The following is a 14938-nucleotide window of genomic DNA, read 5'->3' on the forward strand; positions in this document are numbered from 1 at the left end:
ACTACCCACCGCCTTCCAAGACTTCCTGGACCAGCACGAGATCCCCCGACTGAAATCCTGGCGAGCCGTCAGCACCTGACTCCGACACGAGCAAGATCACCGACAGAGTCAAGCTGAGGTAACCGCCGCGGCATTGCTGTTCGATGCTCTATGGCGACGATTCGGCGTGGTCGGCGACAGCTTGTCGGTCGGCGTCGGCGACCCCACACCCGGATACACGAACAACAGCTGGGCCGATCGGGTCGCGAACGTGAAGCCGAGCTTCAACAGGATGCTCTCGACGTAGGTCTCCACCGTGGCCTGACCAGCTCGGCGATCTCTCGCTCGGCGACCGTGTTTCACCTGTCGAGAACGCGACACGCGAAACAAGCCTTTCCGGCGGCGACTCAGACCTGGTTGGACGTCACCAGCTGCCGGCATGATTTAGTCAGCTCTGGTCGTTCGTCATCGGTGGTGCCGGAGGGTTTCGGAAGGTGTGACTCCGTAGTGCTGCCGGTACTCTGCGGCGAACCGGCCGTGGTGGCGGAACCCCCACCGGGTCGCCACGTCACCGACGGACGTCGTGGCCGGGTCGGCCATCCTCAGTTCGCGATGCGCCTGCTGGAGCCGAACCCGGCGGAGGTACCGCATCGGTGACATGCCCAGTGCGCGCTGAAACCCCAGCTGTAGGCCGCGGACGCCGACCCCACTGGCCCTCGCGATGTCTGCGACCGTGAGCGGCTGGTGCGCGTTGGCCTCGATGTAGGCCCGCGCCGTGCGCACGGTCGCCTGCCCGATAGCCGCGACCGGCGCGATCAGCTCGTCCTGGTGCGTGTGCGTCGCCGTCACCAGCAGTCCACTGAGGACAGCGTGGGCGAACGGTGCGGCCACCATCGGCTGGCGGATCAGGGCGTTGTCGTCGGCCAGGTCCCTGGCCATGGCCTGGACCAACGCCAGCCACTGCGCCCCCCGACCAGAGGCGACATTCATACCGAGAGCGAGCTGGGGCGGACGCCGCAACGGCCGATCCAGCAATCGTTCGAGCTGATGTTCGAGCTCCCGCCGTGAGATCCGCAGGGCCAGGACCGGCCCCGGCACGGTAAAGGCGGCCGGCCGGTCGGGGTTGTAGACGGTCGCCGTGCCGGCGTCGGCCAGTACCTCCTGACCGCAACTCGTGGCCACCATCGTCCCCGCCAGCGGGACGTTGACCTGGTAGTGACCCGGATGCGAGCTCGCGATACACGTCTCGGTCTCATACCGGAGCCAACCGATGTCCAGCGACCCGGCCGCGACCAGATGCAACGTCATGCCGAACCGCGCCACGTCACCGACCACCGTGAGCCGGTGCGGATGCAGGACGCGGGTACCCACCTCACGCGCCTCGTCGACATCCCGACTGCGCACCAGCACCTCGGGCAACCGCCCGCTGCCGGTCGTCATCGACGTGGGCAAATTCGCCATCGCATCTCCGCTGTGATGTCCATAGAACGCAGCTCGCGGGTCAATATGCGAACAGTAACTTAGACACCAGCAGCGTTCTCCAGCACACTGGGGTCGCCTGGCCCGCCAATGACGAACAGCAATGGAGGAGTCTTCCGTGTCCCGTGTCAGCCTCCGGGACTGCCCAAACAGGAATTTATCTCCACTGTCGACCTGTTTCGGAAAATCGTTGACGAGAGTACCGGGCATGAAAATTTCGACCACTACGGTGGTCTCCGTCAACATTTCGGCGCCCGCAGTGCCGCCGTGGTCTAAACAGGTGAACGCATGAACCGATTCTCGGACATCAATGAGGAGTTCGGCGACGTGCCACTCGAATCGCGGACGGCGTTCGCTGAGTTCCCCGAGCTGCGCCGGCTGATCGACCTGGTCCGAGCGGGCTGGCAGTTTATACCCGTCTCGTCCGGTGACGAACTGATCGAGGTACGTGGCCTGCGTGTATGGCCAGACGAGTGGATGGATACCATAGTGCTGCGATACACCACCGACGCGGCCGGATTACGGTGCGACCGGTCCCGCGGTGTCGTGTGGGAGCACACAGGCAACTTGCCCGACGTGGTCAACGGGCTGCTCACCCTGCCAGCGCCGAGCGACCCCGCCGCGCCACGCCTAGTCCTACGCACCACGATGCGACTATGGACATCGTAACGTCTCACCGGAGGCACCCACTCCCCACTGGCGGCCCGGCCACCAGCACTCGATCACGTTCGTCTTCGGTCCACCGGGCACACCACAACCGCACCCGGAGAATCGACAACCCCGCCCGTCCTGCGGCGCCTATCTCCGCAGCGAGCACCTGCGTCTCCGGATACGCCCATACGGACTTCGGACGATCCTGGATTCATGACCTTTCCAATACCGAGAAGTGCTGAGTGACCATCGACTCGGCTCCGCGGTAATGCCCCAGGTGACAGCGGGTGACTGTGCTGATGCGCCATGAACATCCCCTACAGCCTCCAACACCTCGGCTACACCATCCCCAGGCCAACGCCGGCTGGATCGGCCCCGCCGAACCGGACCGTCCTACCAGTGCCAGCCCTGCCCGGTCCGCGGCCAGTGCACCACCTCCCGTGACGGCGCCCGGAACGTGGGCTTTCCTCCGCGAGAACTCCGCGACCTGCAACTCCGCGTCCGCGCCGAGCAGCAGTCACCTGACTGAGTTCGCCCACGGACACGGCATGCGTCGGTGCCGCTACCGGGGACAGCCCAAGGCCCACCTGCAGCATGTCTTCACGGCGATCGCCGTGAACATCGAACGCCGCAGCGGCCTACCATCATCCGGCGAAACAAACCCGCCCCGACCATCGACCGCCTTCCAGGACTTCCTGGACCAGCACGAGATCCCTCGACTAAAGTCCTGGCGGGCCGTCAGCAGCTGACCCCGACACGAGCAAGATCACCGACAGAGTCAAGCTAAGCGATGTCTCGTAACCCGGGCGCAGGCCCGGAGTGCTGATAGTTGATCATGTTGTTTGTGGCGCAGGTGATCGCAGCGTCGAGGCCGGAGTGGATTGCGCCGTTCACCGGCTTGAGCCTGGTTAGTTCGCAAATTGGTGCGGCTGGTCGCGAAGCGGGGTGGGGATGAGGTCGCGGAGCGTCCCTCACCCCGGACAGCTTTATCGCCCAGACGCTACCATCTGGCGCCTCCAGACTCCCCAACTTAGAACTGCGTGCTCGTGACGATTATTGATCTCCCTATTTCAGGATCTCAACCAGATGATCGAAGTCACCTGGGCGTTGGTACTCCAGCCATCTCTTCCCACGGAGCAGCGGCGGGATTGAGGTTTCCACACTGTCTCCGTTCAGCTTGAGTACAGGACCTTCGGTTCGGTCTGGTTCTCGACGTCCAACTGAAGAACTGCGTCGATCTCTTGGTTTGCCCACGGTGCGGACGGTAGGTTTGAGCTCGCACAGACGAGGAGATAGCGGCTGCTCAGCAGCCCTTCCTCCATCCTGCGTCGCGCTGAGTAGCCCGCTGGCATCTCTTCCTCATCAAACCAGCAGCTGATCTTGTTTTGCTCAAGGCGGTCACGGATGCGGCGGACGACTGCGAGGATGCTCGACCGTTCGTGTGAATCTCTCGCCAGAATCCTGTATTTCTCTGGTCAGAGCGCTATCTGTGTCCTGCAGGCGACGTCACACCTGGGGAGACGGGGATGTCGGTAAAGATAACTTTGCTGGGTGAGGTCACTGCTCAATTCGACCAGCGGCTGGTGGACCTGGGAACACCGCGGCAACGGTGTGTGCTGGCGGCGTTGGCGGTGGATGCCGGCCGGCTGGTGCCGGCGGATCGGTTGGTGGGTCGGGTGTGGGGTGCTGATCCACCGCGGCGAGGACGAGCAACGCTGCAAACTTATGTCTCTCGGTTACGAGGCACGTTCGCGGGCGCGGTGGCAATCGTGCACCGCTCCGACGGCTACGCCCTCGAAATAGACCAGGCGGATCAAGCGGTAGACCTGCTCCGGTTCCATGCACTGCGTGACCGAGCCCGTGGCGCTGGAGATGACACGCGCAGAGTGGCGTTACTGACCGACGCGCTGGCGTTGTGGCACGGGCAACCGTTGTCCGGGCTGAGCGGGGAGTGGGTGGAAGGCGAGCGTAGCCGCTGGCTGCAGGAACGCTGGGCTGCCGAGCACGATCTGGTCGACGCCCAGCTCGCTATCGGCCTCGGCGACGAGTTGGTGGCGCCACTGTCCGCACGAGCCGGGCAGCATCCGCTGGACGAGCGCGTCGCTGGCCAGTACATGCTGGCGCTGCACCGCGCCGGACGCTCAGCCGACGCCCTGGACCACTACCGGCAACTCCGAGAACGTCTCATTGAGGAACTCGGCACCGACCCCGGCGCCGCCTTACAGAACCTGCACCAGCAAATCCTGACCGTCGACCCCAACCTGCTCCACACACCTGCAGGCACGGCGACCCAGCCGGTGGCGATTCCTCGGCAACTGCCCGCAGCGCCCGCATGGTTCGTCGGCCGCCACGACGAGTTCGACAGACTCGACACCACTCTGCCCACCAGCGGACTGTCCGAGGACGGCACTCCGTCCGCGGGCGAGGAAATGCCGGCTTGGACGATGATGCTGATCTCGGCAATCGGGGGCACCGGGGGGATCGGCAAGACCTGGCTGGCGTTGACCTGGGCGCACCGCAACCTGGACCGGTTTCCCGATGGGCAACTGTTCGTCGACCTGCGCGGCTTCAGCCCCACAGGACGGCCGGTGCGCCCAGCCGACGTGCTCGGCGGGTTCCTCGACGCCCTCGGCGTCGACCGGGACCGCCAGCCCACCGACCCGGACCGCCGCGCCGAGCTGTATCGAAGCCTCATCGCGGACAAACAGATGCTCGTGGTGTTGGACAACGCAGCCACCACCGACCAAGTCACCCCCCTGCTGCCCGGCGGCCACCATTGCACGGTCCTGGTGACCAGCCGCAACCAGCTCCGGGGGCTCATCGCCCGCCACGGCGCCCGGCCAATACACCTGGACGTGCTCACCGACGCCGAGACCCATGCCCTGCTGGCGGCCACCCTCGGCCCCGACCGCGTCACCGCCGAACAACCGGCCGTCGCGGAGCTCATCGACTTGTGCGGCGGATTCCCCCTCGCGCTGGGGCTGATCGCCGCCCACGCCGCCGCCGACCCCCACCTATCCCTGGCCGATATCGCCGCCGAACTCCGCACCCTCGGGTTGGACGCCCTGGACTCACAGGAACCCACCGCCAGCCTGCCCGCAGTGCTGTTCTGGTCCCTGCACCACCTCAGCGACGAGCAACGTGAGGTATTCGCCCTGCTGGGCATCGCCCCCGGCCCCGATACCGGCCTGCCCGCCGCCGCCGCGCTCACCGGCCTGCCCGAAAGGAAGACGCACGCCGTACTGCGGGCGCTGACCGACGCCTCCCTCATCAACCGCACCCCCAGCGGCCGCTACGCCATGCACGACCTAGTCCGCGCCTACGCCATCACCATCGTCGACTACCTACCTACCGAGGTACAGGAGACAGCGCTGCGGCGGGTCGTCGACTTCTACACCCACACAGCGCGCGCCGCCGCTGCGCTCCTGGACCTCCACCGCGACCCCACACCACTCGACTCGCCCGCGCCCGGTGTCCATCTCCACCCGCTGCACGACATCCCGACGGCGCTGGCCTGGTTCGACACCGAGCACGCCTCCCTGCTCGCCGCCCAACACACCGCCAGCACCCACCACTGGCACTCCACCGTCTGGTGGCTGGCCTGGAGCCTGCACACCTTCCACTACCAGCGAGGACACCACCACGACCGGCTCACCGTATGGCAAGCCGCCGTCGACGCCGCTGTCCACCTTCCCGACCCCACCACCAGCATCCACGCCCACCGCTACCTCGGCCTCGCCTACGCCGAACAGGGCCGCCACGAGAACGCCATCACTCACCTGGACCAAGCCCTCACCCTCGCCGAACACCACCACAACCCCACTCACCAAGCCCAAACTCATCAGGCGCTCGCGTGGACCTGGGAGCAGCGCGGCGACGGCCGACAGGCCCTAGCACACGCCCGCCGCGCCCTGGACCTTTTACGCGGCCGCGACCGGCCCGTATGGGAAGCCGACGCGCTCGGCGCGGTGGGCTGGTGCGCTGCCCGTCTAGGCGACTACGACACAGCCCGAGACCACTGCCAAGCCGCCCTCACCATGTACCGACACCACGACAACCCCACCGGCGAGGCGACCACCTTAGAAAGCCTCGCCTACATAGACCACCACAACGGCCACCACCAGCAAGCCATCAACCGCTATCACCACGCCCTATCCCTTTACCGCTACCACGGCAACACCTACGACATCGCCGACACCCTCGACGCACTCGGCCACCCCCACGCCGCCCTCAAACAGACCGGACAAGCCCGCACGGTATGGAGAAAAGCCCGGACGCTGTACCAGGAACAAGGCCGCAACGACGACGCCACCCGCGTACAACACCAACTCGACAACATCGACAGCCAACCACCCCAAGACACCAAACCCGGCACATAGCCCAGACACCTTCTTACCCGTCATCCCCCGGCGCACCCAGCTCAGCAGACAGCAACTCCCAGTGCCCTCAAGGAGAACGGACATCCTGGGCCAACGGGGTCAGCGTGACGGTTCACGGGCTGGCGAGATTCGGGGTGAACCGTTCGGGGTGCGCGGCTCGGACATAGCGGATCGCGCTGGTGATGCCCAGGCCAAATACACGGATCAACTGCACGGGATCGGCGCTGTGGCGGGCTTCGTCGAGGATGCGGTCGGTCCGCAGTTGGTTCGGGGTGATACCGAGCCTGCGGAACGACGCCTCCAGGCCACAGCGGCTCATCGGGCCACGGTGGTGGGCGGTGTGCCCGGAGATCAGGAGATGCGGGTTGTTCGTCGCGGGCCAGCGTGTCGCGCGTACGCGCAACCAATTGGTGACCATCTGCAGGACCAGCTCGTCGAGAATTATCAGGAACTCTCGGCTCTGGCGGGCCACACGCAGGGTGCCGTGTCGACGGTCCAGGTCGTCTACCTGCAGCCCCCGCATGTCGCTGATCCCGAGTGCATGAACGGCGACCAAAACGGTGATCAGCTGATCGCGAGGCGTGTCCAGGCGTTGCAGCAGCCCGCGAAGCCGATCGGACGGTAACGATCGCGGTGCCCGAGGAACGATGGGGAACCTCACGAGACGGACCGACACTGCTGCGGCCGGGTTGGCGAAGATCCGGCGTTCGCGTTTGACCTGCGGAACAGCGACCGCAACGCGGTTTGAACCTGCCTGCGGGAACCGCCTGTCCGGGCGTAGATCGCTTCTCTGATGTCGTCGGGGGTGATCTCGCGCAGTGAGGCGTAGTGGGCGGCCCAGTGACATAACGTCGGGAGCGCGAAGTTTACGTAGTTGCGCACGGAAACCCACCGCAGTGGCGGTGACCGACGGATCCCTCCGCCGCGCAGCGCGGCCACCCACGCCCTGACATGCTCTGGCACGTCGTTGAGGAGTTCAGTGACTCGCCGCTGGTCCCCATTCGATCCTCGGCGCCGTGTTCATGGTCAACAGTCCGCGGTCCTCCAAGAAACTCGAGCAACCAGCCGGCGCCGATCGTGCGGGTGCTGTGCGGCAACGCTCGGATGTCCTGTTCGTGGAACGGCTCCTCGGCGCCGAGGACCGCGACGGCGATGCCGAGCCGGCGACGGGCCTCCGCGCAGGCGATAGTCGGGCGAAGATACCGGCGTCTCCATTCCACGAGTTCAAGGAGTGTTGCTGAACGATGAGTGGTACCTGGTCAACGTGTGGAAGGGATCCTGTGGCTTTGTTTCAGCCTCGGACATAGTTCGGTAGCGAGAGTCTCAAGCACGAAGCGGCCGGTAACAAGGTTCCAAAACGTCCATGTCGTTCTCAGCGTGACCCGAACGTGTTCTCGACGAAGCCTCCCGCACCGGTGATCGCCGTCCAACTCGTCCGCGTTCGGACTCCGCCAGTCGGGTGCGTCCGGACATGGCGCTGTCACGCCACACCGTTCAGGCGACGATGGCGACCACGAACCCGGCCACATACATCGAACCGAACAGGAGCGGCACCCACTGCTCCAAATGTGTCAGTGGCCAGTACTTCGACCTGTCCCGGCCCTCGCCGAGCGCTGTCCATTCCGCATTCGAGTACGGCGACGCCGGAAGGCGTTCTTCCAGCGCGCCCACGACCTGGTATTTGGCCGTGTTCAACTGGCGGTACGACCGGACCAGGTAGAACCACGCCGAGCATTCCCCCAGCAGGGCCGCGAGCGGGATGACGAGCCACCACGGCGTGGCGACCGGGTTCGCCGACCACACCACCCCGATGACGGTGAAGATCGACGTGTTGAGGGTCAGGAAGAAGGTGTTGGCGATCGTGCGACGGGCACTGACCCGATCCGCCATCTCCACGTACAGCTTGTACTGCTCGAGTATGGCGTTCTGGTACTTCTCGCCGGCGGCGGTGTACGTCGCGGCGCTCACGTCGGCGTTCCAGAGCCTGCTGCTTATGTCGTCGGTCATGTCATGCCCTCCATGGCCACGGCCGCATCATGCCCTGGCCTGCCCCTGGGCACACCCGAGATGCGTGACTGGACCCATCACGCCCCCTCATCAGGTGACCGCGTACTTGAGAATCCGGAGCCCTTCCAGGCGCAGCGCCTGTGGATAGATCGCCTTGTAGATGGCGCAGTTCGGTGACCGAACGTCGAAGCGGCCCGTTGCGCGATGTGTGGCCAGCGGACACCCACCCGCACACCACTGGCTCCACGAGCACTCCCGGCAACCATCCTTGTCATCGACCAACAGGTTCTTGATGCCCCCGCCGCGAACGGCCGACACCGGGTCGGTCGTGCGGATATCGCCCACGACTGTCTCGATGTCCATGTGGCACTGCGCGATCCGACCATTCTGGTCAATGACGACGTAGTCATCCGCCACCCCGCACGGACGTTGCCTCGGCATGAGCAGTTGTCCACGGTCGAGCACGGACCCCAGCACGCTCCACGGCGGCAACGTCTGCTCGATCACGCGGAAGGCGTCGGCGAGCCCGTCGATCATCGCGCGCTGCTCGTACTGCAGGTCGTCGAACGTCGCCGCGCAGTCGTTGTCCCGGAAGAAGTTCAGGCTGAACGTGAGCCCTCGGTCGACCGCGAACCGGACGACGTCGGCGACATCGGTGGTGTTGCGGCCGGTGATCGTGATCGAGAGGTGCGGGGCTACCCCGGCCGCGACGAGCCGGTCGATCGTCCTGATCACCATCGCGGACGACGGGCGGCCGCCCAGCGTGGGGCGTTGCGCGTCGTGGCCGGCGCCGAGGCCGTCCAGCGACACCATCACGCCGATCTCGCGTGCTCGCAACGCATCAACGAGTCGGTCGTGGAGCGCGACGCCGTTGCTCAGCAATACCGCGGAAAGCCCCAGGCCTTCGGCGGCACACCGCCGCAGCGCGTAGTCGTGCAGGTCGACGAGCACATCGGCGTTGAGGCTCGCCTCCCCACCCGCGTATTTCAACCGCAACGACTCGAACCCGTTGCGCACGGCCGAGGCGACCAATGCGTCCACCGACCGCTCCGCGACGTCCTGGCTCATCGAGTCGTCGGACTTGTGGACATAGCAGTAAGGACAGCGCAGGTTGCACTTGTTGGTGACGTGGAGCCACGCCGTGAGGGTCGGGTCGCGCTGGAAATCCTGAGTGGGCGGCCGGTCGACCGGGTGCACGATGCCCGCCGCGACGAGTCGCTGGACATCCTCGGCCGTCGCCGCGGAAACCCTGGTAGGAGTGGCGAAACCGGCCGCTACAGCACGCCCGACACCGTCGAGCACCACCACTTGGCCGTTGCCGTGCGGGTTGAACAGCAGGCTGTACTCGTCATCGACCGGAAGGTCGACCAGACCGGAAGCCAGTACGAATGGCTGGTCGCCGATCTCCACCGGGGCCGTCCGCCGCGCCCGGGAGCCACTCACCGCGCAGGCGCAGTCCTCACAGGCATGCACCAGCGGTTCCTGGGAGTCAGGAATGTCCATGCTCGACAGAGCACCGCGACGCCAGCCTGTCGACATCATCGCAAAAGCCTCCCACGGTGGGATTCATCTGGCCCCACCGGGGGTGGGTCAGTAGAGAAGTGACAGCCGGTCAAGCAGGATAAGCGCGGTCGCCTGGTCAGGGGGCTCGGTGGTCCATGCGTTGCGCAGTTGGCGATCCCACTCTCGCCGCACCTCCAACGGCGCCCGCTGGAACCACTCCGCCAGTCGCGAGAACTCCGAGTCGAGCGCGGCCACACCATGTGAGCCGACGTGGTCGTGCGCCAGCGCGGCCAGCGCCGCCGCGAACTCGCCGATCAGGGGCACCGCGCCCGGATAGTCGTTCCTGGCCAGCACGTCATGCATGGCGAGGTGGTTCTGCACCAGCCGCCACCGTGGCTCGAGGTCGGCGAACTCGTAGGTGCGGATGGCCTCCTCCACCTTCGGCGCCCAGTCGGTGATCTTTTCCCGATACCGCGACTCCTGGGTGACAGCCCACTGCGTGTAGCTCAGCTCGAGTAGTTCGATGAGGCTTGCCGACAGGAACCATCCGTCGGCGATGGCCTCGGCCTGGCTGATGGCCTGCTCCAGGAACTCCAGCCCGTGGTCGGGGTTCTCGACGCCGAGGATGCGTCCGGCGCGGTTGAGCGCGGACGGGTACGAGCGCACCGCCCGCTCCCTGCAGATGTCGACGGCCTGGACGACGAGGAGCTTCGCCCGCTCGAACTGGTCCGGATGCAGCTCGACATCGGCCTGGTGCGCCTGGAACAGGCAGATGGCCTGCTCCTGGTAGATCAACCCGAGCCAGGGCTGGTTACGCAGCCGCGAAAACCCTTCCTCTGCCCGCCCGTAACACTCCCAGGCCTGGCTGAAGTCGCGGGCGTAGCGGTTCACCTCGCCCGCGGTGCTCAGGGAGATCGCCATGCCGAGCGGCCGGTTCAGCTTCCTTCGAACCTCCAGCGCCGTCTCGACCAGGCTCCTCGCCCGGTCGTAGTCGCCGCGCAGTGCCTTCAGGTAGGACCAGTTGGTCTGGATGGACGCCAGCTCGGCTCGGTCGTCCGCCAACGCGCCGGGGACGACAAGTCCCCGGATGGCGTCCTCGGCGTCGCAGTAGTGCCCGTCCGCCTCGCCCCATTTACCCAGGTTTCGTTTGTAGAAGCCGAGTTCCTTGTGCGCTTCAGCGACGAGGCGGACCGAGCCGAGCAGCTGAGCGCTGTCCAACGCGCGGTGGAAACAGGCGCCGGCCGGCACGACCTCGCCCTGGATGCGCATGAACGCGTTCCCACGCATCTTCTCGAGCCGGTAGATGGTCTCGAGATCGTCCCCCGACGGCAGGTTGTCGAGCAGGTGTATCGCGGGCCGGGGTCGGGAGTCGTCCACGAGGAAGCGGACCAGGTCCAACCCGATGGTGAGCCATTCGCTCGGCCTCTCGGTCAGCCAGGAACGGAAGCGGTCGACCACGACCCCGATGGCGTCGATCGACAGCCGCCCGGTGCCGATCCTCGGCAGGAACGCGTGGATCTCGTGGTAGGCGAGCTCCATGAAGTGCAGGTCGTTTCGCTGGTCCGCCCGCGCGAACATGGTCGTGAACTCGTTGACGCCCTCGGCGAAGTCGGAGAGCAGCAGGTAGTGCAACCGCGCGACGCGCAGTTGGTCGAGCCTGCGCTTGGCGATGTCCAGCCTGGCCAGCTGCTGCAACGCCGTGGCGCTGTCCTCGGCGTCGTTGTCGTGCGGGACGGCATCGATGGCGTCCAGTACTTCCTGGTAATGCGCGGTCGCTTCGTGGAAGATCCGGGCGGCCTTCCGCCAGAGCATCGCCCGCCACGTCTCGTCCTGGTCGTGCAGGGGGATGAGCCGCAGCGTGAGTTCCTGCGCCAGGGCGTCGTGCAGGGTGACGTCCGCGCCGTTGGCCCTGGACCGGATCCACGGGTGTGCGCACAGGGTCGTCCACGCCTCGTCCCAGGTGACTCCCTCGGGCAGTGGGCAGTCGTCCATGAGATCGGTCCAGATCTCCTGGTTCACGTTGTGCCGGACGACCGCGAGCCGGTTCACCGCCTCGGACCAGAAGTCGGTGCGGCGGAAAGGAGAGACCAGTCGCCGGCGGAACTCCTCGCGGCGGTGCTTCGGATACGGCGGCCCCTCGTCGAGCTCCGGGGGCACGTCCTCGTTGCACAGGTAGTCGACCGCGAGCTCGAGCCACAGCGGATGGCCTTCGGTCAGCGCCACCAGCCCGTCGATGATCTCCTCGTCGAGATGACCACCAAGCACGCTCTGCGCCAGGAAGTCCTGGGTCTCCGCCACGGTGAACCCGGGCATCTCGATTCGCTCGACCCAGTGCCGCGCGTCCTCGTCGTTGAGCAGCCGCGTGATGGGGTCGTCGGCTTCGGCCGGCCGCCCGGACAGCACGAACAGGGTCCGCGGCATCCTCGGCATCCACTGGGACAGTGTGACCAGGAAGTTGGAGTCGCGGATCACCTCCACGGTGTCGAGTGCGATCACCACTGTGCTGTCGGTTTCCTCGATGAACTGGCGGTAGCAGCGGACGAACTCCTCCCGCAGCCGCCGGTGGTGACTGGCGATCGTCTCACGGCTCGTCTGCCCGCTACTGCCGGGAAGGCGGGACAGGTACTCGTGGAACCGCCTGAAGTGCCGGTCTTCCGGGTCGAGCACCCGCGCGACGCGCCGCTGCAGGTTCTCGATCACCCAGTACTCGGAGTCGTCGACGTCGATCGGCTCGACCCACCGCACGTTGTCGCCGATGTCCCGGCTGGCCAGGTCGCGCAGCATCCGGGTCTTACCGACGCCGCCCGCGCCGTACAGCAGGATCGCCATGGTCGAACCGCTTCGGCGCACCTCGTCCACGTACTGGAGGACACGCTGCTCAACCTGACGCGGAATATAGCCACTACCAGGCACTAGTCACCCCCGCCGATCGTGTCGCAGACCCGGCAAAGCACCTTGTCGAACAGGCCGTCGTAGGGCTCGGTCAGCCGCAGCAGCTCCTTGTCGTCGCTCAGCAGCGTGCGTACATAGTCGCGCCATTCGGACGGTTCGTACATGGCGGGTCTGATCAACCGCGCGGCGAGCTCGCTGGCGAGGTCGGGCAGGCTCGTGCCGATGTCCGCCCTGTCATCACAGCACAACGTCATAGCCGCGTGCCACACGCACTCGACGAGAATGTGTCCCTGCTCCATACCCGCCGGGTTGCCCCCGCCCCACTGCTTGTAGAAGACGAGCGCGTTGTCGTGCGTCGCGCGCCGGTCCGTGTTCTGCCGGTAGAAGTACCGGTAGAGCAGCTGACGAATGGCCGGGTACTGCGACAGCCACGGGCTTTTCCCGGGTTTGGTCAGCGCCGACTTCTCGATTGCCCGCCACAGGTCGCGGTGGTTCGACCAGCCGGATTCGGCGAGGTCGGCCTCGAACTGTTCGTCCCGCTCGAGGTGGTATTTGATGTGCGACTTGGTGATGATGCGGTAGGGCGCGATAACCCGGAACGCGGCGAGTATCGCCTTGTGCTGCCGGCTGAGTTTCTCCCCGCCCTCCGGAATGAGCGTGGCGATCGACAGCAGGTCCTTCTCGATGTAGGGCTTCACGACGGAGTCGAAGGTGTCGTCGCTGGCGCTCGCCTCGACGCTTGCGTACCCGAACTCGGCGGCCCAGTCGAGCGCGCCGACGATGAGCGCCGGAAGTCCGGCCGTCATGTGGTGAAGGGCATCCGTCCACACGGTCAGTTTCGTGCTGTCGAACGTGAGCCCGGTGTCCACGAGTGCCTTCCGGACGACCGATGTCCCGAACTCGGTCAGGCTCACCGTCCTGAACGGCCGAACCGTGGTGTCCTTGACGCGATATCCCAGCCACTCGTCCTCGCGCCGGGTGCCGACGACGACGCTCAACCTGGTGTCGCCGAACGGTGTCTCGCCGACGCGCCGGTGCACGCCGTCGATCAGCAGGCGAAGTTCGGTGGCCGTCTCCGGATCCATCAGCTCGGCACTGTCCAGCAGCGAAAGCTGCGGTTTGTTCCTTTTGGCCACCGCGCCGACGATCCGGTTCATCTCGACGTCCGAGAGCTCACCGGAAGGCTCTTCGACGTCCAGCAGCAGGCACAACAGCCGCACGGCCGAGTACCGAACATCGATTTCGAGGGTGCGGAGGTCGACCAGGCTCGTTCCGCCGCCGGTCGACGTCTCGAATCTGTCCTTGACCTTCCTGAGAAACCACGACTTGCCCAGCTTGGGCCCGGAGAGCACGACCCAGAAGTCGTTGTCACCACTTGTCGTCAACGCTTCGCCGATGTGCCTCAGCTCGTCGTCCCGGTTGCGGAAGCGATTCTGTGGAGTGGCCTCGGGTGGTGGCATGGGCGTCAGCGGCAGAGCGTCCAACGCCGTTTCCAACCGCGCGTCGTCAACGGGAGGCGTCAGGTCGATCCATTCCTGCGTCCTCAGCCACCCCGAAGGGGTCACCTCGCCGACCTTGAACACGTAGATGAAGTCCCGATCTTGAAACTGCCGTACGTGAACGGCTACCTCGCGTTCTTCCTGGCATGTCTCGGACGTCTCCGCGGCGGGCGACATCAGCGCCACGAAGTAGTCCGCTGCCTCGATCTCGCGCGGTATCTGCCGTATGAAACGCGCGCCGCTGTGCTGAGGGTTCTGGAATCGGTACACGGCCGCGCCGCGCCTCGTCAGGGACTGCTCGACACGGTCGGCGATATCGCCTGCGTCCTGGGCCGAGTAGCTGAGGAAGACGCGAGGCCGCAACCGTCCACCTCCAGGAACCGCTGGCGACTTGTGCTGGTAGCCGCGCAGTCCGTTGATCGCAAGGACCCGAACGAGCGTTACCGCTGTGACAGCGTAGTCATCAGGTCGAGATCGAACCAACGAACCACGAGAAGTTGACAACTCATTGTCACTTATCGCCCCACCGCCAGTCTGGTAGTCAGCGCA

11 protein-coding genes are annotated in these 14938 nt (G+C 65.8%); 3 read left to right on the top strand and 8 right to left on the bottom strand.

Annotated features, from left to right (window positions below; translation table 11 throughout):
- Nucleotides 1-108: 108 nt before the first annotated feature.
- Nucleotides 109-294, bottom strand: coding sequence for a hypothetical protein (locus tag ACJ73U_RS00820; protein WP_407775524.1), 186 nt, complete (start codon nucleotides 292-294; stop codon nucleotides 109-111).
- A 150-nt stretch (nucleotides 295-444) separates the two neighbouring features.
- Nucleotides 445-1440 (bottom strand): AraC family transcriptional regulator, encoded by a 996-nt coding sequence (locus ACJ73U_RS00825; RefSeq protein WP_407775525.1) that lies wholly within the window; start codon nucleotides 1438-1440, stop codon nucleotides 445-447.
- Nucleotides 1441-1746: 306 nt separating this feature from the next.
- Here ACJ73U_RS00825 and ACJ73U_RS00830 point away from each other — a divergent pair, with 306 nt between their 5' ends.
- Together ACJ73U_RS00830 and ACJ73U_RS00835 are read left to right on the top strand one after the other, a co-directional pair.
- Nucleotides 1747-2127 carry a hypothetical protein gene (locus ACJ73U_RS00830; RefSeq protein ID WP_407775526.1) on the top strand — a complete coding sequence of 127 codons (381 nt, stop codon included), beginning with the start codon at nucleotides 1747-1749 and terminating at the stop codon, nucleotides 2125-2127.
- Between the two features lie 281 nt (nucleotides 2128-2408).
- Nucleotides 2409-2858, top strand: a complete 450-nt coding sequence (locus tag ACJ73U_RS00835; RefSeq protein WP_407775551.1) for a transposase — start codon at nucleotides 2409-2411, stop codon at nucleotides 2856-2858.
- A 423-nt stretch (nucleotides 2859-3281) separates the two neighbouring features.
- Here ACJ73U_RS00835 and ACJ73U_RS00840 read toward each other — a convergent pair whose 3' ends face one another.
- On the bottom strand, nucleotides 3282-3569 hold the full coding sequence (locus ACJ73U_RS00840; protein WP_407775552.1) for a toll/interleukin-1 receptor domain-containing protein: 288 nt from the start codon (nucleotides 3567-3569) through the stop codon (nucleotides 3282-3284).
- Between the two features lie 84 nt (nucleotides 3570-3653).
- On the opposite strand from ACJ73U_RS00840, the gene ACJ73U_RS00845 reads away from it, so the two are divergent.
- Nucleotides 3654-6488, top strand: coding sequence for a BTAD domain-containing putative transcriptional regulator (locus tag ACJ73U_RS00845; protein WP_407775527.1), 2835 nt, complete (start codon nucleotides 3654-3656; stop codon nucleotides 6486-6488).
- A gap of 112 nt (nucleotides 6489-6600) precedes the next feature.
- Here ACJ73U_RS00845 and ACJ73U_RS00850 read toward each other — a convergent pair whose 3' ends face one another.
- From ACJ73U_RS00850 to ACJ73U_RS00870, 5 genes are all read right to left on the bottom strand, one after another.
- On the bottom strand, nucleotides 6601-7149 hold the full coding sequence (locus ACJ73U_RS00850; RefSeq protein WP_407775528.1) for a tyrosine-type recombinase/integrase: 549 nt from the start codon (nucleotides 7147-7149) through the stop codon (nucleotides 6601-6603).
- An 833-nt stretch (nucleotides 7150-7982) separates the two neighbouring features.
- Entirely contained in the window at nucleotides 7983-8495 is a 513-nt protein-coding gene (locus tag ACJ73U_RS00855) for a hypothetical protein (RefSeq protein ID WP_407775529.1), read from the bottom strand.
- A 90-nt stretch (nucleotides 8496-8585) separates the two neighbouring features.
- On the bottom strand, nucleotides 8586-9998 hold the full coding sequence (locus ACJ73U_RS00860) for a radical SAM protein (RefSeq protein ID WP_407775530.1): 1413 nt from the start codon (nucleotides 9996-9998) through the stop codon (nucleotides 8586-8588).
- A gap of 87 nt (nucleotides 9999-10085) precedes the next feature.
- Nucleotides 10086-12911: a tetratricopeptide repeat protein gene (locus ACJ73U_RS00865; protein WP_407775531.1), complete on the bottom strand. Its 2826-nt coding sequence runs from the start codon at nucleotides 12909-12911 to the stop codon at nucleotides 10086-10088.
- On the bottom strand, nucleotides 12911-14752 hold the full coding sequence (locus tag ACJ73U_RS00870) for a toll/interleukin-1 receptor domain-containing protein (protein WP_407775532.1): 1842 nt from the start codon (nucleotides 14750-14752) through the stop codon (nucleotides 12911-12913). Before ACJ73U_RS00870 ends, ACJ73U_RS00865 begins: the two co-directional genes overlap by 1 nt.
- Nucleotides 14753-14938: the final 186 nt, after the last annotated feature.

Source organism: Actinophytocola sp., from assembly GCF_045807065.1.
Classification (GTDB): Bacteria; Actinomycetota; Actinomycetes; order Mycobacteriales; family Pseudonocardiaceae; genus Actinophytocola.

What these genes read in the sequence shown, in the direction of transcription:
- ACJ73U_RS00855 (WP_407775529.1), bottom strand. Translation starts at nt 8,495, where the DNA reads ATGACCGACGACATAAGCAGCAGGCTCTGGAACGCCGACGTGAGCGCC.
- ACJ73U_RS00835 (WP_407775551.1), top strand. Translation starts at nt 2,409, where the DNA reads ATGCGCCATGAACATCCCCTACAGCCTCCAACACCTCGGCTACACCAT.
- ACJ73U_RS00860 (WP_407775530.1), bottom strand. Translation starts at nt 9,998, where the DNA reads ATGGACATTCCTGACTCCCAGGAACCGCTGGTGCATGCCTGTGAGGAC.
- ACJ73U_RS00830 (WP_407775526.1), top strand. Translation starts at nt 1,747, where the DNA reads ATGAACCGATTCTCGGACATCAATGAGGAGTTCGGCGACGTGCCACTC.
- ACJ73U_RS00825 (WP_407775525.1), bottom strand. Translation starts at nt 1,440, where the DNA reads ATGGCGAATTTGCCCACGTCGATGACGACCGGCAGCGGGCGGTTGCCC.